A 21483-nucleotide genomic window follows, 5' to 3' on the forward strand; every position below is an offset into this window, starting at 1 on the left:
AACTAAAAAGGTGCTCGATGGCACCTTTTTTGTTAGTTCACCTCAAGGTTAACTTATTATTCACCCCCCACTCTATTTGACTAAAAGTGAGTCCGCTTAGGTTTTATCTTTGCGTGAAATAACATAAAGCTTCTCAAGCAAATAGTCGACATCAAACTGCCTTTGAGCAAATTGCTTATCTTTAATCTCATGTGTTGCAATATATTCAACGTTAAAGTCAGAGAATAGACTATTCACGTCAGCTTCGGTTACCGCGAACGGCGGACCGCTTAATTGTGCCTGTGGAAACTCCACTGTTACTAAAAATAGACGAGTTTGCGATGAAAAAAACGTTTTTAGATGTTCTACGTATTTCTGCTGCATAACCTTGGGTAGTGCAATTAGCGCTGCACGATCATATATCCAATCGAGATTACCGATTAAATCAGGTGTCAGCTTAAAATAATCACCTTGTAATAAGGTAAGCTGCCGGCAAGTATAATGCTCGTACTCGCCTAGCTTTTGCTGTTTAAAGGGAAGATTGTTTTCGACAAAAAAGTCTTTGCAGGCAATGGCACTTAATTCATTACCTGTTACCTTCATCAGTCGAGCTAAGTAGCTCATATCGAGTGTTTTACCACATAAAGGTACAAAAACATGCTTATCTGTAGATACCAGCATTTTCTCGAAATACTGAGTTAGAAACGGGTGCACAACATGTTGGTGAAAACCTAGCATGTTGCGCTCCCAGCATTTATGCCAAAAACTATTTTCCATAGTGATTATGTCATTTGCATTTTTAGAACCGAGTTAAACGATTAGCCCGGAAATATGCGGTTGTTTTGCCAAACTTTACTGATGATTGCATCAAAAGATAAAGATGCCGCTTTTGAAAACTTTTCAGCCAAGCCCTTTTTAGTCGCATACTTAATTTGCACTATTTTATGAGATTTACAACGTGCTTGTAAGTAGTCATCACTGGTCTCTAGCTCATCAACAAGACCTAAATCTTTAGCTTGTGTACCAAACCAATGTTCTCCAGTTGCCACTTTAGCAATATCAAGGCTTGGGCGGTGCTCACTAACAAAATTTTTGAAGAGAACGTGTGTTTCTTCTAATTCTTCAACGAATTTTTCACGACCTTTCTCTGTGTTTTCACCAAACATAGTCACCGTGCGTTTAAATTCACCGGCAGTAAATTGTTCAAAGTCTACATCGTTCTTCTTTAATAACTTATGAAAATTTGGTACTTGGGCAATAACGCCAATTGAGCCAATGATAGCAAAGGGTGCAGAAACAATTTTATTAGCAACACATGCCATCATATAACCGCCACTGGCAGCCACTTTATCTACACAGGCAGTAAGCGGAATGTTTTTCTGGCGTACACGATCAAGTTGCGATGCAGCTAAGCCGTAGCCATGTACCATACCGCCGCCGCTTTCTAGACGAACAAATACTTCATCGCTCGGTTTTGCAACGGTTAATATAGCGCTTATTTCTTCACGCAACGAACCTACTTCTTTTGCGTCGATGCTGCCATTAAAATCTACGACAAACAGACGTGGAGTTTCAGTTTTTTCTTCGCTGTCGTCTTTACTTGCTTTTTTAGCAATTTTTGCTTGTTCTTTTTCAGCTTTCTTATCTTTTTTCTCTTTTTCTTTTAGTGCTTCTTTTGACAATAAGTGATGAATAATATCATCTTCAACTTCGCTGTATTGTTCAGATAAGTCGGTAATTTCTAACTCACCTTTTTTACCGCCTTGTTTCATTGCTGACGATGCAATAGCAATAATAATCGCAATAACTGCTATAACAAATGTAATAGCTTTCGCTAAAAACAAACCGTATTCATACAAAAATTCCAATGTTTTTCTCCTAAACAACAAATTTACTTATTTTGGTTCTGTTGTTGTGTATTAATTTTAAAATTTATTCTATTAAACAATATGGGGTAATTAGTTAATAAATAAAGGTTAGACACTAAATTAATCGTTAAAGTTAACCGTGTAAATAACACCCAATAAAAAAGCCCTCAAACGAGGGCTTTTTTTAGACGTAAACTAAAACTTAGTCTTGTTTAACTACAGCAGCATCTGTCACTGTAATTAACTGTCCCATGCTCGCAAAGAATGTAGCAACTTGCGTTTGCATTTCTTGGGTAGCGCGTGCACTTAATTCAGCGTCTGGTGAAGCACCTGCAGCATCAGGACGTGGATCAAGAATCGAACTATGATGACCATTAACAAATCTTACTGCACCAGAACCCGGCGTTGTTTCGCTAATCCCAGGTAAACCTAAGAAAGCGATTGCAGGTTCAGTACCACCCATTGGTGTAAATGGCGCAGTATTAGTAACTGTTTGATCTGGCAAGTTGTCACCACCATTACCCACGACTTCAATTAAGTGTGTAGGCGTTTGGGTAGCTGCTAATGTTTGCACATAGGCAATTGGGTCACCTGAGTCAGTTACTGTTTGCGCTGCAAAAGTAAACTGTGCAAAACCTGCATCTAATGTTGCTTTTTGTTCAACCGTTAAAGCATTGTAAAAAGCAAAATAGAAACCACTCAATTGCTCTTGAGTATAGTCGCTAGGTAGGTTTGCATCTACAGCCGCTTTAAAATCTGGCGACAATTGTAAAGTAAGGTTAGATTTTGCTAAACCTTCAAATGCTGGTGAATCAAGGCCAAAGTTGGCTAACATTAAACCAGGCATAGCTAATGAAGTACTCGCAATGTTAAATAACCCATCAACTTGTGGGCTTAACTCAGTATTTGCTAAGCCAACCGCATTCATACCATATATACCACCTAATGAATGACCTAAAAGATGCACTTTAGAGCTGTCGATTTTAATCGCATTACCTTCAGCATGAGCACCACCTAAGAAGTTCATACCTAAGCGTAAACCTAGCAAATCAGCAGTACTTTGACGTGTATTGTCACGCATTGTTAACATGCTGCCTAAGTTTACATAATGTAACGTTGACACTGTGCTGGTGTTAATATCGTCAACATCATCGCCATTTAAATCAAAACCACGGCTACCATGTAGTGGTTGATCAATCGCGATAGTGGCAATACCAAATACTGATAAAATACCGGTAATAGGTAACATTTGTTCTTTAGAAGATGTAATACCATGTACTAACATAGCTACTGGCCAACCGTTTTCAGGCTCTTCTAGCGCTGGTAATCCCATGCTAGCTCGAACAGGATTAGCCCATGCTAAATCTGGCGTAGTCATTTGTACGTCAATTGGCAACATCGCACTAGTGGCTGGAATTGGATTAAACTTAGTTAAATTACGCTCAGTATCAATCTCCACCACAGAACTTAAATCACGTAAACCAAAGTTCATACAAAAACCATCATTTGCATCTAACGGTCCAGCAGGAATCGCCGCTGGATTTGCAGCTGCAAGACCGGCAAGTGTTGCACCTGAGTCACATCGTGCGCGCCACCAGTCATTTACTGGCGCTAATGGATTTTCTGCTGAAGGTACGCCTGAATAGTACGGTAATGTAATAGAACCACGAATATAGTTAGCTGCAGAATATAACGGTACTAAATCTGGCGGGATCATACCGGTTAATACGGTAGCAACTGAAATACCCGTATCTTGAACACCAATGGCAGGATTGCCCGCTTGTGCAGCAGCAACCATTTGCGGCACACCAGCAGCCATTATTGACTTAACCGTACTTAATACTCGTGTAGTCGATTGAGTAGTCATCGCGGCACTATAAATAATAGTATCGCTATCTACTCCAGCAGCCACAAGTGCAGCCTCGTAACTGTTAACTGCCGCTTGCAAGCCTAACTGTGATTCATTACCCAAAGGTAAAGTGTTTATATCTTGGCGGGCTAATTCATAAGTACTTGAACCTGCAATCGCTTTACCATTATTATCACGAAGATTATTAGTCATCATCATAATGTAAGTGGTTTCCGCTTTTAGCGGTTGTGTTGGAATAACCGAAACACTCGTACTAGCGCCTCGAGTAACAAAGTCTTGTCCAAAAACTAATTCACCAACAATTTTACAAGCAAGGCCGCGCTCTACCGCGGTACAATCACTATCGTTAGCGTCTCCACCCATAACCACTTCAAAAATTCTTACAGAAGCAGGGTCTTGTGCGCTGCTGTTCTCTAAAGATGTGCCAGCAGGGAAATCAATAGCTAATGAGAATGGTTGAGAAATAGACCAGCCATCAAGTGCGCTAATAGCAACAAAAGGATCAGAGCCATCGGTAGGGTCTTCAACAGGTATTTCTAAAGTACCATCTTGTGTGCCAGAGAAAATCAAATCATTTGGAATAGAAAGTCCAGCAGCCCCAGCTGCAGGATCAAATTTAACGCGTGCTGTCGCTGTTACGGCAGAACCATTTTCAGCAACTTCTTGTTCAACATCTTGTATCGTTTCGTCTCCACAAGCACTTAAACCTAATGTGCTGGCTATTGCGAGACTGAGTACTAGCTTTTTCATTTTATCTCCCCACGGTCTAGTCTTTATTTTATAAACTTAGAAATTTTCTAAGTTTATATTTATTATTCTTCATTATTGTTGAATTTTATACTTATCCTAGCATTAACCTCAACTTGTTCGACCAGTCAAACTTAACTCAAGAATACTTCAAGTGCTAGTGATTTTTTTATTTATTAACTGATTTATACAGTAAATGTAGAATTGCATCGAAAAACACTCGTCAGCCTAGTAGTGAAAGTAGTAGAATTATTAACAAATTTTTTCTACAAATAATCTTATGTTTGAATACACTATAACACCACAAATTTTAGCGAACAAAACCATTTTAATTACCGGCGCAGGTGCTGGCATTGGTCGCCAAGCCGCATTAACCTATGCACAGTTAGGTGCTACGGTTATTTTATTAGGCAAAACCGTCGCAAAACTTGAAGCAGTTTATGATGATATTCTTGCTAAAGGCTTTCCTGAGCCTGCAATTGTGCCGCTAGATTTAAAAGGCGCGACAAAACAAAATTATATTGATTTAGCATCAACAATTGAAAATCAGTTCGGTCAGCTTGATGGCGCATTACTTAACGCTTCAATATTAGGTGAATTAACGCCCTTTAATCAAATACATCAACAAACTTGGCAAGATGTGATGCATGTTAACGTTAATGCACAATTTTTGTTAGCACAAGCATTATTACCTGTATTGCTTAAATCACAGAGCTCATCACTGGTTTTTACTTCTTCAGGTGTTGGCAATAAAGGTAAAGCTTATTGGGGAGCTTACAGTATTTCTAAGTTTGCGACAGAAGGTATGATGCAAGTGATTGCTGATGAGTATGATAACAGCGTACTTAGAACTAACGTTATAAACCCTGGCGGCACAAACACAAATATGCGCTCTTCTGCATACCCTGCTGAAGATAAAAGCACTATCGCATCGCCAGAAGATATAATGCCTTTGTATGTATATTTAATGGCTGATGATAGCAAGGCAATTAACGGTCAACGTTTAAACGCACAGTAGATTTTAGTGACTAGGTAAGTTTTTATAATTTTAAAACATCGTGCCGTTAACGGTAGGCTTAGGTTTAAACTTACTTCCTAAACGCTAAACTAAAAAGGCCAACAATTGTTGGCCTTTTATTTTTCTGCATATGTCTAAATAACTGTCTAACTTGTGCTTTAAAGAACTAGCTATGAAATAACTTACCTTTAACACATAGCTAATAGTTGATTTAGCTTAGCGTAGTTCTCGTCGCAAAATTTTACCCACATTAGTTTTAGGTAACTCATCACGAAACTCAACCAACTTAGGCACTTTGTAATTTGTTAAGTTTGCGCGGCAGTGTTTAATTAATTCAGCTTCAGTTAAGTTAGGATCTTTACGAACTACAAATACCTTAACAACTTCACCACTTGCTTCATGAGGTATACCAACAGCTGCAGCTTCTAGTACACCATCATGACTTGCTAAAACCTCTTCAATTTCATTAGGGAAGACATTAAAACCAGATACAATAATCATATCTTTCTTGCGATCTACAATTTTGAAAAATCCATCTTCATCCATGCATGCAATATCGCCTGTTGCTAACCAGCCATCCTTTAAAATTTCATCGGTCGCTTCTTGGCGATTGTAATACCCTTTCATTACTTGCGGGCCTTTAACCCACATTTCTCCGGCCTCGCCAATTTTGGCATCAGTGCCATCTTCTAACACAATACGAATATCGGTTGATGATGCTGGTAAACCAATTGTGCCGCTGTAATGTTGCTGGTTATACGGACATAATGTTACTAATGGTGCACATTCAGTTAATCCATAACCTTCAAGTAAACGTGTTTTGGTTACGCTTTCCCACTTTTCAGCAACCGGACGCTGTACAGCCATTCCGCCACCTAATGACAATTTCAATTTAGAAAAATCTAACTCACTAAAACCTGGCGTGTTTAATAAGCCATTGAATAAGGTATTAACACCTGTAATTGCCGTAAAGTCATATTTTGCTAACTCTTTAACAAAACCGGGCATATCACGAGGATTAGTAATTAATAAATTTGTGCCGCCTAAAGTAATAAAAGTCAGGCAATTCGCGGTTAAAGCGAAAATATGATAAAGCGGTAAAGCGGTAACAACCAACTCTTTACCTTCTTCTAGTTGTGGTTTAATTGCAGCTTTTGCCTGCTCTAAATTTGCAACCATATTACGATGAGTCAGCATCGCGCCTTTTGACACACCTGTTGTTCCGCCGGTGTATTGTAAAAAAGCTAAATCTTCGCCTGTTAAGCTCACAGGGCTAAATGACAATTTTGAGCCTTTAGCAAGTACCTTATTAAAACGTTCGGTATTAGCAAGACTAAAAGCAGGTACCATTTTTTTAACGTATTTAACTACGCCATTCACAATAGCGCCTTTAACTGTACCTAGGCGATCGCCTAATGACGTTAGAATAACTTTTTCAACCGGTGTTTTATCAACAACTTTTTCTAAAATACTGGCAAAGTTTTCAATAATTAAAATAGCCTTGGTATTAGAGTCGTTTAATTGATGTTTTAACTCGCGGGCGGTATAAAGTGGATTAACATTAACCACGGTTAATCCGGCTAATAATGCACCAAAAAGTGCAATTGGATACTGCAAACAGTTAGGCACCATAATGGCAAATTTATCGCCTTTTACTAACCCTAAATCTTGCTGCAAGTAGGCCGCAAAGTCAGTAGCTTGGTCTAAAAGTTCACGATAGCTTATTTCAGCGCCCATATTAATAAACGCAGTTCGCTCGGCATAAACTTTCGTATATTTATGGAACATATCGACAATTGAAGCGTATTTATCTGGATCTATTTCAAACGGAACGCCGGGGGGATAACTCTTCTCAAGCCAAATTTTTTCCACAGTACCTTTCCTCTTTATACTCTTATACTTTAATAATGATACTTTTTAACAAATTTTTACTGGTCGATCCAGTTAATTTAAACACTTGTTTAAATTAACTGTAAAATGAGACTACATATTATAGCTGATTGAACACAAAAACTCGCTTAACTCACTTAATATACATTAATGATTTTAGCTCACTTCTAAAGCATTAATATGCGCATTTATAAGTTTTGCTGTTTGTTCTGGTTGTTCCATATGAACATGATGACCACCGGCTAATTTATGCACATCAAGTGTTTTAAACAAAGGTCTAAAATGTTTCAAACCTTTAGTTACCATAGACATGCCTTCGCTAGCATAAATCAACTGTACGGGTATTTTAATGTCCGCAATAACCTGTTCTGCTTGTGCCATACTAAAGCGATAGGTTGATACAGAACGTAAGCGGTTATCAGAGCGCCATCGAAAACCTAAACCGGTTTCTTCGATGCCACGTTGAACAATTATTGCGGCGTTGGTTTTATCTAAATCTGATACTTGCACTCTAGCCTCAATGGCTGAATCAAGGCTACTATGATATTTCTTAGCACTTATATCGCGAGTTAAACGACTTAATATACCTTTACGTAATTGAGTCGTTGTTGTTACTTCGTCTGATGTTAATAAGCCAATAGCATCAATCACAGTTAATGTTCTTACATGTTCAGGAAATGCAGCTGCAAACGCAGAAGCGATCATCCCTCCCATAGAATGCCCTACAATATCTACCGCATGCCATTGTTGCAAGCGGATCAAAGCCGTTAAATCATAGATCCAATCTACAAAATGGTAATGAGCATCTACACTTCGATGATCAGAAAAACCATGACCAGGCCAGTCAATGGCAATAACATGGTAGTGCGATAAATAAGGAAGTAGCGGTTGAAAACTCGCAGCATTATCAAGCCAGCCATGCAAACATAAAAGTAACTTCCCTTGCTCGTTACCATTACTGATACCGCTAATTTTTCGGCCGTTTACCTCAAAGGTTACCGTTTTAACTGTGTGATTGCTTGGCATAAAACTCCTTAAATTAGACAATTAATATCAGGGCATGGTGCAAGGTAAAAAGTTGTGTTCAAATTAACCTTTAGCGCGTAATGACACTTTACTCAATCTATAAATGGCGAATAATGCGACAGAAAACCAAATAGCAACCCAAATGACTTCGGGTATAAAAGTTAAGTCAGCTAACGCCGCTCCATCGCCGCGAGCTTGGCCATCAAGTAAATACAGTGGGCTCATTAAACTGTTAATTAACACTAATAAACCAGTAACTTGTAATATTTTTTGTAGATAATTATGTGCAGAGTACTTTATTTTCGCTAGTACTAAAGCGAGCAAAATTAAAACAATAAATAAGGTTAATAAATCACGCACCCAAAATAATATACTACTGGCCAATAACCCAACCAGTAGCACTGAGAATACCAAAGCAACTTTGCGGTGAGTAGACGCCAGATAAAATATTAAACTGCCCCATAAAATGGCTCCGCCATATCCCATTAAACTTATAAAAAATGCTGATCCGCCGCGCGTTGTACATAAACCAGCACCATTGGGAAATAGTTGTATTTTTACTATGCTACCGCCAGTGAGTATTGCCGTTAAACCATGGCTAATCTCATGAAAATAACTTTCTAACCACTTGAATGGAATAGAAATAAAAGGCAGTTGCAAGATAATTAGGGCGGTTAAAAACATTAACCAAAAGTGGTATTTAGGTTTAATGAGCATTATTGGCGTTTCGGTGCAGCAGTGATAATTTATATCCTATACATCAGGCGTCAGGAAAAATTAGGCGAACAAATCAACGCCAAAAATTTGTTGAATATCGTCACGTTGGGCAATGGCACCCACTGATTGATATGCAGCGACAGCTAATTGATTTTGATTTGATGGTGAATCATAGCCGCTATTGGAGTTATTTGATTGGCCATTTTGTTGATTACTTTGTTCAGTACTACGGCTATCAAATTGAGCAAGTTGATCTCGCTCAATTAATGATATAGCTTGCTCATCAAAATCTAGACGTTGTCGGCTGTTTGTGTCAGCTTGTGCGTTTTGAGCTTTATTTTCTTCGTTGCTAAGTTTTTCACGCGCAGCTACATTTTGGCGCTGTTCCTGGGCAGGTACGGCACGAGTATTTCCAAGTCTTGTCGACGCTTGGGTAGCTAAATTGGCGGAATTATTTATTTGCATCAAAGTAATTTAACAAATTCTAGTTAAGGTGAATACTATTTTTTATCAGGTTAAAAAACTAGTTTGTCAGTAACTAGCGCTTAACCTGTTCAATTTATTAATATAGATACTGTATAGATTAATTAAAATTTTATAGAAATTAATTAAAGATTATTTATTTTAGCTTAGCAAAATTATCGTCCGGGCAGTTTTTTCCAAGAAACAGTATCACGCACGTATTTAGGCTGCGCGTTTTCTGCATCAACGCTGTGCTTGTCAAAGTCTACTTGACCAATTTTTAGCATAGCTGAAGCCGTTGGATATAAAATATCAATAGCATCAGCGTTAGAAATTAAACTGACAAGTTTTGCATAAGCGCTCCAACCTGTTCCAACGCCGTAGGCGGGAAGCGTTAAATCTTGATAATATTGAGCTACAAGCTCAGGAGACAATACTGTTTCTTGCGTTTTAGGTTGCATAATACCTTGTGAGCCTACCTCATAATAACAAGTGTAAACTTCTGACATGCGAGCATCTATAGCGGCAATAACGTTATGTACGCCTTTTTCATCATAAGCTTGCTGAGCCATAGCCTGTAAAGTAGACACGCCGCGTGCAGACAACTGTGCAGAAAATGCTAAGCCCTGTGTTACACCAATGCCGATACGTACCCCTGTAAAACTACCAGGTCCGCGGCCGAAGATAATCCCGTTAAGATCAGATAACTTAACATTCGCCTGTTTTAACACACTGTCTACCATAGGAAGTAAACGCAAACTATGCGACTGAGGACACAATTCATATTCGCTGAACTGTTTGTCATTATATTTAATTGCTACTGAACATGCTTCAGTTGAGGCATCAATGGCCAGAAAATTCACGTAAAAAAACCTTTTAGTAATACTTCATAACTTATTGGGCGAGTTTAACATTATTTCAAGTTAATCCCATAAACCTTTAAAGTTACAAGTTTGAATTTTAAAATGTAATAGATATAACACGATGAAAAAAATAATTAGCGCACAGTTTAGATGAATTTACTTGCGATCAACAAGGCTTGCTAAAAACGTTGCCGCTTGATTAATATCACGGCTGCGTTTCATATCGGGTAAACTTTTAAGAAATACTTCACCGTATGGGCGATTTACTAATCTGTCATCACATATAACCAGAATGCCATTATCATTTACATCCCGAATTAAACGCCCTACCCCCTGCTTTAAGGCAATAACGGCTTGAGGAAGTTGAATTTGCGCGAAAGGGTCTTTTCCTTGTCGTTTTACATCTTCACTTCGAGCCTGCAACAATGGGTCGTTAGGAGAAGCAAAAGGTAGCTTGTCGATAATAACACACGTTAACTTATCGCCTCTAACATCAACCCCTTCCCAAAAACTTGCAGTTGCAAGTAACACAGCGGTGTCTTGCTCTACAAATTCTTCTAACAACTTACGTTTGCCCATTTGCCCTTGAACCAACAAGGGGTTATCAATTTGCTGATTTAATAGCTCTGCTACCTGATGCATCACGCGATAACTGGTAAATAGCATAAAGCAGGCCCCCGCACTGGCCTCAATTAAAGGAATAGCTAACTCGCATAACGCTTTAGCGCGATTCATATCATTAGCCGCTGGTAAATAACGCGGTATTATCAATTGTGATTGTTTAGCATAATCGAACGGACTATCAAGCAATAAACTAGCTGATCCGTCTAAGCCTAAATGGCTTGAGAAATGTTTAAAAGCACCATCAACAGCCAATGTTGCTGAGGTAAATATCCAACCCGCCCCCGATTCTTTCACATAGTTACCAAATTTATCGGCAACAGATAATGGGGTTTTGTGTAGCACAACATGGCGAGGTGTTGTTTCATACCAAAAACTCATCCCCATGGCATCAACATCTGCCATGACTTCATATTGGGCTAATAAATTTACCGCGCGATCAAAGCAATTATCGATAGCCTCGTTGCGTGAAACGCAAAGTTTAATCACTTGATAAAGAAAATCTAAATCAGTTTTTAACAATTTAAACGCATGTGAAAACTGCTGTTGTTGATGTTTTTCGCGCCAGTTTCCACGTTCAGGGTCATAATTGAATAACAGCCTAAATTCTTGACTCGTTTTTAACAGCTTTTCTGCCGCTTTTGCTAATTGTTTTACGTCGGTTAATTCGGTTCGATACACTTGCATTACATCGCTGCAAAGATCCAACATTTGCCGCGTAGAAAACGCTTCACCAAAATATTCACTGGCGATATCGGCTATCTGATGCGCTTCATCAAAAATCATGACATCGGCTTTTGGGATTAACTCGCCAAACCCACTGTCTTTTAACGCCATATCAGCAAAAAATAAATGATGGTTTACTACAACAATATCTGCGTCTATAGCCTTAGTTCGTGCTTTTATTAAATAACAGTCTTCTAAATTAGGACAATCTTTGGCGAGGCAGTTATCCACGGTACTAGTAACAAACGGGAACACCGGCGAACCTTCAGTAACATTAACCAACTCACCTATATCACCACTATGCGTACCATTTGCCCACGTCCGCACTTTAACAAAGTCAGCCAATGTTTGAGCATCAAGCTGCCCCCGCGATTGCTGGTATTGCTCTAATCGATAAATACAAAGGTAGTTTGCCCGCCCTTTTAATAAAGCAGCTTGGGCATTACTGGTGAGGGCTTTGCGTATTAATGGTAAGTCTTTATGAAATAATTGTTCTTGAAGGTTTTTAGTACCAGTTGAAACGATTATTTTTAGCTGTCCGGCGTCTTTTTCAGCCTGGGCTTTATTTGCGATAAGTGCTGGAATTAAATAAGCAAAGGTTTTGCCTGTTCCTGTACCCGCTTCCACGATTAAACTACTTTTTAGTTCAATAGCTTTAGCAACTTCTAATGCCATATCAAGCTGAGCTTGGCGCGGAGAAAAGCCCTGAATAGCTTTCGCTAAAGCTCCTTGATGTGAAAACGCATGTTCAACAGCATTCATGATGATACGACATTGCTAAATTTGCGCTCATTATAATCATCACAGTAAAAATTAACAGGGTAATTATGGTCAAATTCCCCTTATGCCAGCCAAACGAATACCGTCTTAACTACTTAACACTGTTTTCATATAACTAATCTCCAGCGCACTTACAGCTTAAGTAAGCAATCTTGTATAAATTCCAAGTTAGTTTATATATAAATATCTAGGTGTGGTTTATCATCTTTTTCTGAAGGAACACTCTCGCTATCGTCAAAGGTATCAACAAGCAGGCCTGTTTTATCTGCAGGCACCGTTGACGACTCAGCGCCATCTTTTGTTGAACTCTCAGAGTGACTTTCTTTATCAGATACCTTGCTTTTACTCTTTTTTGTTTGGTATACAGCAGATTCTTCTAAACCAGCTATATCGTCAGAGACCGCATTTGCCGCTGCTCCCTTTGCTAAAGCTTTAACTTTTAAATCTGCAGGTTTTATAGGGACAGGAACAACACGGGTTAATACTGTCGTAAATATGTCCATTATTGCCCCCTTTGATTATTTTCTAGTCTTTTTATTTATCTACACTATATCGACAACTCAAGTCTAAGCTTTAATAACTCGCTTTATGTTGCTTAGAACTAAACAATACTAGCTTAGTTCAAAATTTCATACTAATAGGATATTAATCGCTTGATCTGCCCTGAAATTCAACGTAATGTAAAGACAAATTAAAGTAACTACTTTAATTTAATGTAACACTAAGTATTTAACTTAAAGAACTAACTTACACACTTAAATTATTACTAAATAGAGTAAATAACACATGACTTTAAATCTGATCGCCATCCATCATCATCACCATCATACGGATTAGCTGCTCAGGTTTTTTCGCTGAGGGGCTTTGAACCTTTCAGCGGTGTAAGATAGAGAAAAATTAATTTCTAAACCCCCGAAAGAGTTCACCTCTCTCGGGGGTTTTCGCATTTTTATGGCTATACAATTGTATATACATGACAAATTTAACCATATTAAATGCGACTAAATAGATTAAGAATTTAAAAATTTAATAGGAAAATAACATGACTTCAGAACCACGTTTACGTATTGCAATGCAAAAATCAGGTCGCTTAAGCGACGACACACAAGCACTATTAAAGCGCTGTGGCCTTAAACTTAATGTTACTGATCGCCGTTTACTTGCTCATGTTACCAATATGCCAATAGATATTATGCGCGTTCGCAGTAGTGATATTCCTGGGCTAGTAATGGACGGCGTTTGTGATTTAGGTATTGTTGGCGACAACACACTCGAAGAAGCAGCGTTAGAGCGTGCTTTAATGGGGCAAAAATCGCAATACATTCGCACATCAGGCTTAAACTTTGGCGGTTGTCGTTTATCAATAGCCATGCCTGAAGGCTTTAACTATAAAGGTATAAAAAGTTTAGACGGTCTTAGATTTGCAACAACCTACCCACAACTTCTTAATCGTTACGCTAAGAAAAATGGTATTAATGTTGAGTTTTGTTTATTAAAAGGCTCAGTTGAAGTAGCACCGCGTGTTGGCTTGTCAGATGGTATTTGTGATTTAGTCTCAACAGGTGCAACGTTAGAAGCTAACGGGTTAGTCGAAGTTGAAGAAATTTTTCAATCAAAAGCCTCTTTAATCCAAACAGCCTCTGCATTATCGCCAGAAAAACAAGCGATTCTTGATACATTATTACCGCGCATGCAAGGTGTAATGAAAGCACAAGAAAGCAAATACATTATGCTACACGCACCTAAAGACAAAATTGCTCAAGTAAGTGCATTAATGCCGGGTAAAGAAACGCCAACCATTTTACCGTTAGCAGATCGTGACGACCTTGTAGCCGTGCACGTAGTAGCAACCGAAACATTTTTCTGGGAAACTATGGAGGAACTTAATGCTTTAGGTTGTAACTCTATACTTGTCATGCCAATTGAAAAAATGATGGGCTAAAAAATGAGCACAAATACTTCACAAAACGCGTTAAAGGCTTCCATTATTTGGCAAGATTTGTCAGCCAGTGAGCGAAGCTTTGCGCTTGCTCGTCCAGCAATTTCAGAAAGTGCTTTGTTAACACAGCAAGTAGAAAATATTCTTGCAAACGTGAAAGAAAATGGTGACAAAGCTTTACTCGATTTAACGGAAAAATTTGATGGCGTATTACTCCCTAATTTGCGAGTAACGCCAGAGCAAGTTAATTCAGCTAAAAATCGATTAAGCGCAAAACGTTTAAAAGCCATTGAAACCGCTTATGGACAAATTAAACGTTTTCATCAAGCACAAGTTAATGACGACATTCGTGTTGAAACCACACCAGGTGTGGTTTGTACTTTAAAAACTGAAGCCATTGCCAATGTAGGCTTATACATTCCTGCCGGTAGTGCGCCATTGCCTTCAACCGTTTTAATGTTAGGCGTGCCTGCTCAACTGGCTAAGTGTCCGCGTAGAGTGTTGGTTTGTCCGCCAAATAAAAATGGTCAATTAGCTGACGAAATATTAGTGGCTGCCTCGTTGTGTGAAATTGACGAAGTTTATAGCGTTGGAGGGGCACAAGCTTGTGCCGCCCTCGCCTTTGGCACCGAAACTATTGCTCCGGTAAATAAGATATTTGGCCCTGGAAACAAGTATGTAACTGAAGCTAAAAAACAGTTAGCTTCACAGGTAAATGGTTTTGCTATTGATATGCCAGCAGGACCATCAGAAGTATTGGTTATTGCTGATGCGAATGCCAATGCAAGCTTTGTCGCCGCAGATTTATTATCGCAAGCCGAACACGGCCCTGACAGCCAAGTTATCTTATTGTCTGACAGCCAAACGTTAATCAATCAAGTGCAATTAGCGTTAGAAGCACAACTTGCGACTCTATCTCGTGCAGATATAGCGCGCCAAGCATTACAGCAAAGCCGCTTAATTTTAACCAAAGACTTAGATCAAGCGGTTGAAGTTTCAAACGAATATGGCCCTGAGCATTTAATTGTTCAAACTGACAACGCTCAAGAATTATTAGCAAGCTTGCGTAATGCTGGTTCTATTTTTATTGGAGCATACACGCCAGAGTCAGCCGGTGATTACGCCAGTGGTACTAACCATGTATTACCAACTTACGGTTACTCAAAAGTTATTAGCAGCTTATCGTTAGCGGATTTTTCTAGACGTTTTACCGTACAAGAAATCACCCGCCAAGGATTAAGCGCTTTAGCTGAATGTATTTGTGAGTTAACTGACGCTGAAGGATTAGATGCCCACAAGCGAGCAGTAACTATTCGTTTAGAAACTGATTCTGCGACTAAAAGTTCGGAGGCATAAATGACTATTGTAAACAAACTTGCTCGTAAAGAGCTGATAGACATGGTGCCTTACCAGTCAGCACGCCGACTTTTTGCTAGCAGCAGTGCTACTGAAGGTAAAGTATGGTTAAACGCAAACGAGGCTTCTGGCTCAGGTAATTATCAAGTCAGCAGCACCAGCATTAACCGCTACCCTGACTTTCAACCTGAAAAATTAATCAGCGCTTATAGCCAATACAGTGAAGTATCAGCCGAAAACTTGTTGGCAACACGTGGCGCTGACGAAGGTATCGAGTTAATCATTCGAACATTCTGTACGGCTTATCAAGACAGCATTATTATATGTCCACCTACTTATGGTATGTACGCGATTAGTGCAGAAAATCACGGTGCAGATGTTATTAAAGTGCCGCTGGACGAAACGATGTCTCTGGACTTAGCTGGCCTGCAAGCACAAGTAGGCAAAGCCAAAGTGGTATTTTTATGCTCACCAGGTAACCCAACGGGCAATTTATTATCTCAGCAAGAGATTAAAACCGCGCTTGAGCTTTTTGCTGAAAACGCCATTGTTGTGGTTGACGAAGCTTATATCGAATTTAGCCCAGAGCAAACAGTTGCAAGTTGGCTAAAAACTTACCCACATTTAGTGGTACTAAGAACGCTATCAAAAGCTTTTGCTTTAGCCGGTTTACGCTGTGGTTTTACTCTCGCGAATAAAGAGGTTATTACCATGCTCAGTAAGGTTATAGCGCCTTACCCTATTTCAGCGCCCGTTGCAGATATTGCTAGTGAAGCACTCGCAAAACCGGGTCTTGAGCAAATGAGCCAACGCGTACTAGAAACAAACGCACTACGAGCGCAATTAGCCACCTGGTTAGCAAAGCAAAGCTGGTGCAGTGAAATCTTTAATAGCGATGCCAACTTTATTTTATTTCGTTGTCAAAACAATGAGCTAAAAGATTTTATTTTTAATTGCTTAGTAGAGAACGATATTTTAATACGCGACCAGTCAAAACAGCAAAACCTAGAAAACTGCTTACGTATTAGTATTGGCAGTGAACGCGAACTTTCTTTATTACAACAAACTATCACGCAAAGTTTTACTAACAACGGCGCTGCTACAGCAGCCGAAACGTTATCACAAGAGAATTAATATGAGCCAAGAAAATATTTTATTTATCGACCGAGACGGTACTTTAATTGAAGAGCCAATTACCGATAAACAAGTTGATAGCCTAGAAAAGTTAGTCTTTGAACCGAACGTAATTCCGGTATTAATAGCCTTACAGAAAAAAGGTTTTCGCTTAGTTATGGTGTCTAACCAAGATGGTTTAGGTACCACAAGCTATCCGCAAAGTGATTTTGATTTGCCTCACGATAAAATGATGGCGATGTTTGCATCACAAGGTATAACCTTTGATGACGTACTTCTTTGCCCACACTTTGAAGCAGATAATTGTAGTTGTCGTAAGCCTAAGCTAGGTTTAGTTAGCGGTTATTTACAGCAAGGTAAAGTGAACTTTGCTAACTCTTATGTCATTGGCGACCGTGATACCGATGTTGCGCTAGCTGCAAACATGGGCATAAAAGCGATTAAATACGATCGTAAAACCCTTAATTGGGACCACATCGCCGAGCAACTACTCACCAAACCAAGAGTAGCAAAAGTCGTTCGAACCACCAAAGAAACTAATATCAATGTCGCGATTAATCTAGATAAGGTTGGCGATATCAGTATTAAAACTGGCTTAGGCTTTTTCGATCATATGCTTGAACAAATTGCCGCACATGGTGGTTTTAGCATGCAAGTAGATGTTGATGGCGATTATCATATTGATGAGCACCACAGTGTTGAAGATACAGCACTCGCTTTAGGACAAGCACTTAAACAAGCGTTAGGCGATAAACGTGGCATCGGCCGATTTGGTTTTGTTTTACCCATGGACGAATGTCGCGCCGAATGCTCGATTGATCTATCGGGTCGTCCTTGGTTAGAGTTTGACGCCAAGTTTAGCGATAATATGGTTGGCCAAATGTCGACGCAAATGGTTTCTCACTTTTTCCGTTCATTAGCTGACTCAATGGCAATTACCTTACATCTTTCAACAACTGAAGGTAACTGCCATCACCAAGTTGAGAGTTTATTTAAAGTTTTTGGTCGCGCATTACGCCAAGCCATTACTGTTGTAGGTGAAGATTTACCGAGCACGAAAGGATGTCTCTAGCATGAGCGAGAACAAACCTGCTAATTTTGTCATTGTTGATACCGGTTGTGCTAACTTAGCGTCAGTAAAGTTTGCCGTAGAACGTTTAGGTTTTGCGATTACTATTTCTGACGATATAGAAGTCATTAAAAATGCCGACAAGGTAATTTTACCCGGCGTAGGTAGCGCTCGTCATGCTATGGAAAACATAGTAGCAAAAGGTTTAGTAGAAACCTTGCAGCAACTAACTCAACCAGTTTTAGGTTTTTGTTTGGGTATGCAATTAATGGCACGCACCTCTGTTGAAGGCGCAGGTAAAAACGAAGTAGTACAATGTTTAGGTTTAATTCCTACCGACATTACGCCCTTACAGGCAAAGGACTTACGTTTGCCGCATATGGGTTGGAATACCTTAACGCAAGTATCTGAGCATGCAATATTCAAAGGCATTAATGCTGATGATTATTTCTATTTTGTACATAGTTATGCCGCACCTATTTCACAATATACTATAGCTCGTTGCCAATACGGAGCTGAGTTTTCAGCTGCTATAGCTAAAGACAACTTTATCGGTTGCCAATTTCATCCAGAACGCTCAAGTACGCTTGGCAGTAAAATCATTAAAAATTTTTTGGAGATGTAAACCATGATGATCCCAGCAATTGATTTAATCGACGGAGAAGTCGTACGATTATTTCAAGGTGATTACCAACAGAAAACCAACTATCAATATAGCGCAAAAGAGCGACAAAACGTTTATGCAAAAGCTGGTGCTACCGTAATGCACTTTGTTGATTTAGACGGGGCAAAAGATAGCCATAAACGCCAGTTAACTTTACTTGAAACCTTAGTAAAGCACGACACTATGATCATTCAAGTTGGTGGTGGTGTACGTTGCAAAGAAGACGTACAGCAGTTACTTGATTTAGGCGCAGACCGAGTGGTTATTGGTTCACTTGCAATAAAAGAGCCTGACCTAGTGCGCACTTGGATCACAGAGTTTGGTGGCGAAAAAATTGTTTTAGCATTAGATGTAAAAATTGATGCTGACGGTAACAAAACCCTACCAACTCACGGTTGGATAAAAGACAGTGGCGTTAATTTAGAAACATTATTAGATGACTACATTGCCGCAGGTTTAATTCACGTACTTTGCACCGACATTAGCAAAGACGGTACATTAACCGGTAGCAACGTCGGCATGTATCAAGAACTTTGTCAGCAATACCCGAGCATAAAATGGCAAGCTTCAGGCGGCATTGGCTCATTAGACGATATAAAAGCACTTATTCCAACCGGCGTTGACGGCGTTATATTGGGCCGCTCATTACTTGAAGGTAAGTTTACCTTAGAGGAGGCAATCGCATGCTGGCCAAACGCATAATTCCTTGTCTTGATGTTCGTGATGGTAAAGTGGTTAAAGGCGTGCAATTTCGGAACCATGAAATCATTGGCGACATAGTACCACTCGCGCAAAAATATGCTGAAGCGGGTGCTGACGAACTGGTTTTTTATGATATTACCGCGAGCTCAGACGATCGCGTTGTTGATAAAAGCTGGGTTAGCCGAATTGCAGAAGTTATCGATATACCATTTTGTGTCGCTGGTGGCATAAAAACAGAAGAAGATGCCAAACAAATTTTAATGATGGGTGCTGATAAAATCTCTATCAACTCCCCTGCTTTAAGAGATCCTAGCTTAATCGCTCGGTTAGCCGATGTATTTGGCCAGCAATGTATTGTTATTGGTGTTGATAGCTTCTTTAATCAAGACGCTAATAACGGTAAAGGTGAATATCAAGTTTACCAATTTACCGGTGACGAGGCCCGTACACAAAAAACTAAGTGGCGCACTTTAGATTGGATCCAAGAAGTGCAAAAACTCGGTGCTGGCGAAATTGTTTTAAATTGCATGAACCAAGACGGTGTTCGCCAAGGTTATGATATTAATCAACTAAAACAAGTTAGAGCCTTGTGTAATGTGCCACTTATCGCTTCAGGCGGCGCAGGTAAAATATCACATTTTGTTGATGTTTTTCAGCAAGCCGATGTTGACGGTGCCCTAGCAGCGAGTGTTTTCCATAAAGGCATTATCGCGATGGATGAATTAAAGCAAACCCTAAAAAATGAAAAAGTTGAGATCAGATTATGCTAATTACAAATGACAATATTAGCCAATTGGCATGGGATAAAATGGATGGCATGATCCCAGCCATTATTCAGCACCAAGATACAGGTGCTGTGCTAATGCAGGGTTATATGAATGCTGAAGCGTTAGAGAAAACATTAGCTACTGGCTTAGCAACATTTTACAGTCGCGCCAAACAAGCCTTGTGGTGTAAAGGCGAAACCAGCGGTAACTTTTTAAAAGTCAGCCAAGTAGTAACCGATTGCGATCAAGACAGCTTATTAATTGCCTGTCGCCCTCAAGGGCCTACTTGTCACCTTGGTACAGAATCTTGCTTTCCTGAGCAAAAACTTAGCCAACAAAATTTTCTTAGCCATCTTGAGCAAGTTATCGCTAGTCGCAAAAATGACGCGCCCGAAGACAGTTACACCGCACATTTATTTTCACGTGGCACAACAAAAATGGCACAAAAAGTAGGTGAAGAAGGTGTTGAAGTCGCGCTGGCTGCCGTAGCTGAAACCAAAGATGATTTATTAGGCGAATGTGCCGATTTGTTTTATCACACCATTGTACTGCTGCAAGATCAAAATATTGAGCTGAGTGAAGTTATGGCGGTACTACAAGCTAGACACCAGAAGAAATAACTCTGCTAGCCAACTAACCGTCAATTTTCATTAAGTTATCATTTAGTTATCAGCAAGTTAATAATACATAAGTAACTTAGTTAACCGCTTAATCGGTTATCTAAGTTACTTTATTAACATTTTCAATAGCCAAGGTCCCTTCTTACCTGCTTACCTACTTAATAATTGAATATTTGTCGTCAAATACCAGCAAATTAAGTCAGAATATTAGGGTTTAGAGTTTAGCATTTGATCATTAATGTATTGCTGTATATAATTCGCGCAATATTTTTTTCATCTCGAAAATTTACGCTAAGGAAAGCACATTGTTAAAGTTTCATGCTATAAAAAAGTACGGTTCCAAATTAAGGCCAAGTCTTGTAAACCGTTTTGGTGAGAAAAAATATTATAGTCCCTCAGAAGTTAGATCAACTGTTTACCAAAAAAACTTCAACCCTAAATATTTACCTTTAGCGTATTTACTTTGTTTAGAGCAAAATGATTTAAAAAACGTATTATTTACCGAGTATCCAGAACTCGATATTGAGCAATATAAAATAGACATTAACGACTATATTACTCGAAAGAAATATGGTGAATACTTTCAACGTTTAAACCATGACCTAACAAATAATTGAACAACTTCAATATAGAAATCAGATAATCAATTAACAATAATTAACCAT

Annotated in this window: 20 protein-coding genes; 10 read left to right on the forward strand and 10 right to left on the reverse strand. The window is 39.2% G+C overall.

The features are described from left to right. Positions 1 to 96 precede the first annotated feature (96 nt). The 3 genes from AC27H3_RS14940 to AC27H3_RS14950 all read right to left on the reverse strand — a co-directional run bounded on the left by AC27H3_RS14940 (position 97) and on the right by AC27H3_RS14950 (position 4467). A complete protein-coding gene (locus AC27H3_RS14940) occupies positions 97 to 756 on the reverse strand; it encodes a thiopurine S-methyltransferase (RefSeq protein ID WP_487107379.1) in 660 nt (219 codons plus the stop codon). 41 nt (positions 757 to 797) lie between these two features. Further along, complete coding sequence (sohB, locus tag AC27H3_RS14945) at positions 798 to 1847, reverse strand: protease SohB (protein ID WP_487107381.1); 1050 nt, start codon at positions 1845 to 1847, stop codon at positions 798 to 800. 202 nt (positions 1848 to 2049) lie between these two features. Beyond that, positions 2050 to 4467: a VolA/Pla-1 family phospholipase gene (locus tag AC27H3_RS14950; protein WP_487107383.1), complete on the reverse strand. Its 2418-nt coding sequence runs from the start codon at positions 4465 to 4467 to the stop codon at positions 2050 to 2052. Positions 4468 to 4744: 277 nt separating this feature from the next. Between AC27H3_RS14950 and AC27H3_RS14955 the strand changes: the two genes are divergently transcribed. Continuing rightward, positions 4745 to 5482 carry a YciK family oxidoreductase gene (locus AC27H3_RS14955; protein WP_487107385.1) on the forward strand — a complete coding sequence of 246 codons (738 nt, stop codon included), beginning with the start codon at positions 4745 to 4747 and terminating at the stop codon, positions 5480 to 5482. 216 nt (positions 5483 to 5698) lie between these two features. Here the strand turns inward: AC27H3_RS14955 and fadD are convergent, their stop codons facing one another. The 7 genes from fadD to AC27H3_RS14990 all read right to left on the reverse strand — a co-directional run bounded on the left by fadD (position 5699) and on the right by AC27H3_RS14990 (position 13070). Further along, positions 5699 to 7354: a long-chain-fatty-acid--CoA ligase FadD gene (gene fadD, locus AC27H3_RS14960; protein ID WP_487107387.1), complete on the reverse strand. Its 1656-nt coding sequence runs from the start codon at positions 7352 to 7354 to the stop codon at positions 5699 to 5701. Positions 7355 to 7528: 174 nt separating this feature from the next. Continuing rightward, the gene (locus tag AC27H3_RS14965; RefSeq protein ID WP_487107389.1) at positions 7529 to 8398 is read right to left on the reverse strand and encodes an alpha/beta fold hydrolase; all 870 of its coding nucleotides are present in this window, start codon (positions 8396 to 8398) and stop codon (positions 7529 to 7531) included. A gap of 63 nt (positions 8399 to 8461) precedes the next feature. After that, on the reverse strand, positions 8462 to 9115 hold the full coding sequence (locus AC27H3_RS14970; protein ID WP_487107391.1) for a M50 family metallopeptidase: 654 nt from the start codon (positions 9113 to 9115) through the stop codon (positions 8462 to 8464). 60 nt (positions 9116 to 9175) lie between these two features. Beyond that, positions 9176 to 9580: a hypothetical protein gene (locus AC27H3_RS14975; RefSeq protein ID WP_487107393.1), complete on the reverse strand. Its 405-nt coding sequence runs from the start codon at positions 9578 to 9580 to the stop codon at positions 9176 to 9178. Positions 9581 to 9753: 173 nt separating this feature from the next. After that, complete coding sequence (gene tsaB / locus AC27H3_RS14980) at positions 9754 to 10440, reverse strand: tRNA (adenosine(37)-N6)-threonylcarbamoyltransferase complex dimerization subunit type 1 TsaB (protein WP_487107395.1); 687 nt, start codon at positions 10438 to 10440, stop codon at positions 9754 to 9756. A 156-nt stretch (positions 10441 to 10596) separates the two neighbouring features. Continuing rightward, positions 10597 to 12549, reverse strand: a complete 1953-nt coding sequence (yoaA, locus tag AC27H3_RS14985) for a DNA repair helicase YoaA (RefSeq protein ID WP_487107397.1) — start codon at positions 12547 to 12549, stop codon at positions 10597 to 10599. A gap of 191 nt (positions 12550 to 12740) precedes the next feature. Beyond that, the gene (locus tag AC27H3_RS14990) at positions 12741 to 13070 is read right to left on the reverse strand and encodes a hypothetical protein (protein ID WP_487107399.1); all 330 of its coding nucleotides are present in this window, start codon (positions 13068 to 13070) and stop codon (positions 12741 to 12743) included. A gap of 539 nt (positions 13071 to 13609) precedes the next feature. Here AC27H3_RS14990 and hisG point away from each other — a divergent pair. The 9 genes from hisG (at position 13610) to AC27H3_RS15035 (ending at position 21435) form a co-directional block, all read left to right on the forward strand. Beyond that, the gene (gene hisG, locus AC27H3_RS14995; RefSeq protein WP_487107401.1) at positions 13610 to 14509 is read left to right on the forward strand and encodes an ATP phosphoribosyltransferase; all 900 of its coding nucleotides are present in this window, start codon (positions 13610 to 13612) and stop codon (positions 14507 to 14509) included. A 3-nt stretch (positions 14510 to 14512) separates the two neighbouring features. Further along, positions 14513 to 15862: a histidinol dehydrogenase gene (gene hisD, locus AC27H3_RS15000; protein WP_487107403.1), complete on the forward strand. Its 1350-nt coding sequence runs from the start codon at positions 14513 to 14515 to the stop codon at positions 15860 to 15862. Continuing rightward, the gene (hisC, locus tag AC27H3_RS15005) at positions 15863 to 16996 is read left to right on the forward strand and encodes a histidinol-phosphate transaminase (protein WP_487107405.1); all 1134 of its coding nucleotides are present in this window, start codon (positions 15863 to 15865) and stop codon (positions 16994 to 16996) included. It abuts the gene before it with no gap. Between the two features lies 1 nt (position 16997). Continuing rightward, the gene (hisB, locus tag AC27H3_RS15010) at positions 16998 to 18068 is read left to right on the forward strand and encodes a bifunctional histidinol-phosphatase/imidazoleglycerol-phosphate dehydratase HisB (RefSeq protein WP_487107407.1); all 1071 of its coding nucleotides are present in this window, start codon (positions 16998 to 17000) and stop codon (positions 18066 to 18068) included. A 1-nt stretch (position 18069) separates the two neighbouring features. Next, entirely contained in the window at positions 18070 to 18690 is a 621-nt protein-coding gene (gene hisH / locus AC27H3_RS15015) for an imidazole glycerol phosphate synthase subunit HisH (RefSeq protein ID WP_487107409.1), read from the forward strand. Between the two features lie 3 nt (positions 18691 to 18693). Then, entirely contained in the window at positions 18694 to 19431 is a 738-nt protein-coding gene (gene hisA, locus AC27H3_RS15020; RefSeq protein WP_085305065.1) for a 1-(5-phosphoribosyl)-5-[(5-phosphoribosylamino)methylideneamino]imidazole-4-carboxamide isomerase, read from the forward strand. After that, entirely contained in the window at positions 19413 to 20201 is a 789-nt protein-coding gene (gene hisF / locus AC27H3_RS15025) for an imidazole glycerol phosphate synthase subunit HisF (RefSeq protein WP_487107411.1), read from the forward strand. The genes hisA and hisF overlap by 19 nt, the downstream gene beginning before the upstream one ends. Then, entirely contained in the window at positions 20195 to 20818 is a 624-nt protein-coding gene (hisIE, locus tag AC27H3_RS15030; protein WP_487107413.1) for a bifunctional phosphoribosyl-AMP cyclohydrolase/phosphoribosyl-ATP diphosphatase HisIE, read from the forward strand. Before hisF ends, hisIE begins: the two co-directional genes overlap by 7 nt. Positions 20819 to 21123: 305 nt before the next feature. Further along, complete coding sequence (locus tag AC27H3_RS15035; RefSeq protein WP_487107415.1) at positions 21124 to 21435, forward strand: hypothetical protein; 312 nt, start codon at positions 21124 to 21126, stop codon at positions 21433 to 21435. The last annotated feature ends 48 nt before the right edge of the window (positions 21436 to 21483 follow it).

This window comes from Colwellia sp. NW0002-52-1 (assembly GCF_057550865.1).

Coding starts and splice junctions, on each gene's coding strand:
- AC27H3_RS14970 (WP_487107391.1), bottom strand. CDS start 9,115: ATGCTCATTAAACCTAAATACCACTTTTGGTTAATGTTTTTAACCGCC.
- hisG (WP_487107401.1), top strand. CDS start 13,610: ATGACTTCAGAACCACGTTTACGTATTGCAATGCAAAAATCAGGTCGC.
- AC27H3_RS14950 (WP_487107383.1), bottom strand. CDS start 4,467: ATGAAAAAGCTAGTACTCAGTCTCGCAATAGCCAGCACATTAGGTTTA.
- AC27H3_RS14975 (WP_487107393.1), bottom strand. CDS start 9,580: ATGCAAATAAATAATTCCGCCAATTTAGCTACCCAAGCGTCGACAAGA.
- hisH (WP_487107409.1), top strand. CDS start 18,070: ATGAGCGAGAACAAACCTGCTAATTTTGTCATTGTTGATACCGGTTGT.
- hisF (WP_487107411.1), top strand. CDS start 19,413: ATGCTGGCCAAACGCATAATTCCTTGTCTTGATGTTCGTGATGGTAAA.
- hisB (WP_487107407.1), top strand. CDS start 16,998: ATGAGCCAAGAAAATATTTTATTTATCGACCGAGACGGTACTTTAATT.
- AC27H3_RS14940 (WP_487107379.1), bottom strand. CDS start 756: ATGGAAAATAGTTTTTGGCATAAATGCTGGGAGCGCAACATGCTAGGT.
- AC27H3_RS14990 (WP_487107399.1), bottom strand. CDS start 13,070: ATGGACATATTTACGACAGTATTAACCCGTGTTGTTCCTGTCCCTATA.
- hisA (WP_085305065.1), top strand. CDS start 18,694: ATGATGATCCCAGCAATTGATTTAATCGACGGAGAAGTCGTACGATTA.
- yoaA (WP_487107397.1), bottom strand. CDS start 12,549: ATGAATGCTGTTGAACATGCGTTTTCACATCAAGGAGCTTTAGCGAAA.
- hisD (WP_487107403.1), top strand. CDS start 14,513: ATGAGCACAAATACTTCACAAAACGCGTTAAAGGCTTCCATTATTTGG.
- AC27H3_RS14955 (WP_487107385.1), top strand. CDS start 4,745: ATGTTTGAATACACTATAACACCACAAATTTTAGCGAACAAAACCATT.
- hisIE (WP_487107413.1), top strand. CDS start 20,195: ATGCTAATTACAAATGACAATATTAGCCAATTGGCATGGGATAAAATG.
- hisC (WP_487107405.1), top strand. CDS start 15,863: ATGACTATTGTAAACAAACTTGCTCGTAAAGAGCTGATAGACATGGTG.
- AC27H3_RS14965 (WP_487107389.1), bottom strand. CDS start 8,398: ATGCCAAGCAATCACACAGTTAAAACGGTAACCTTTGAGGTAAACGGC.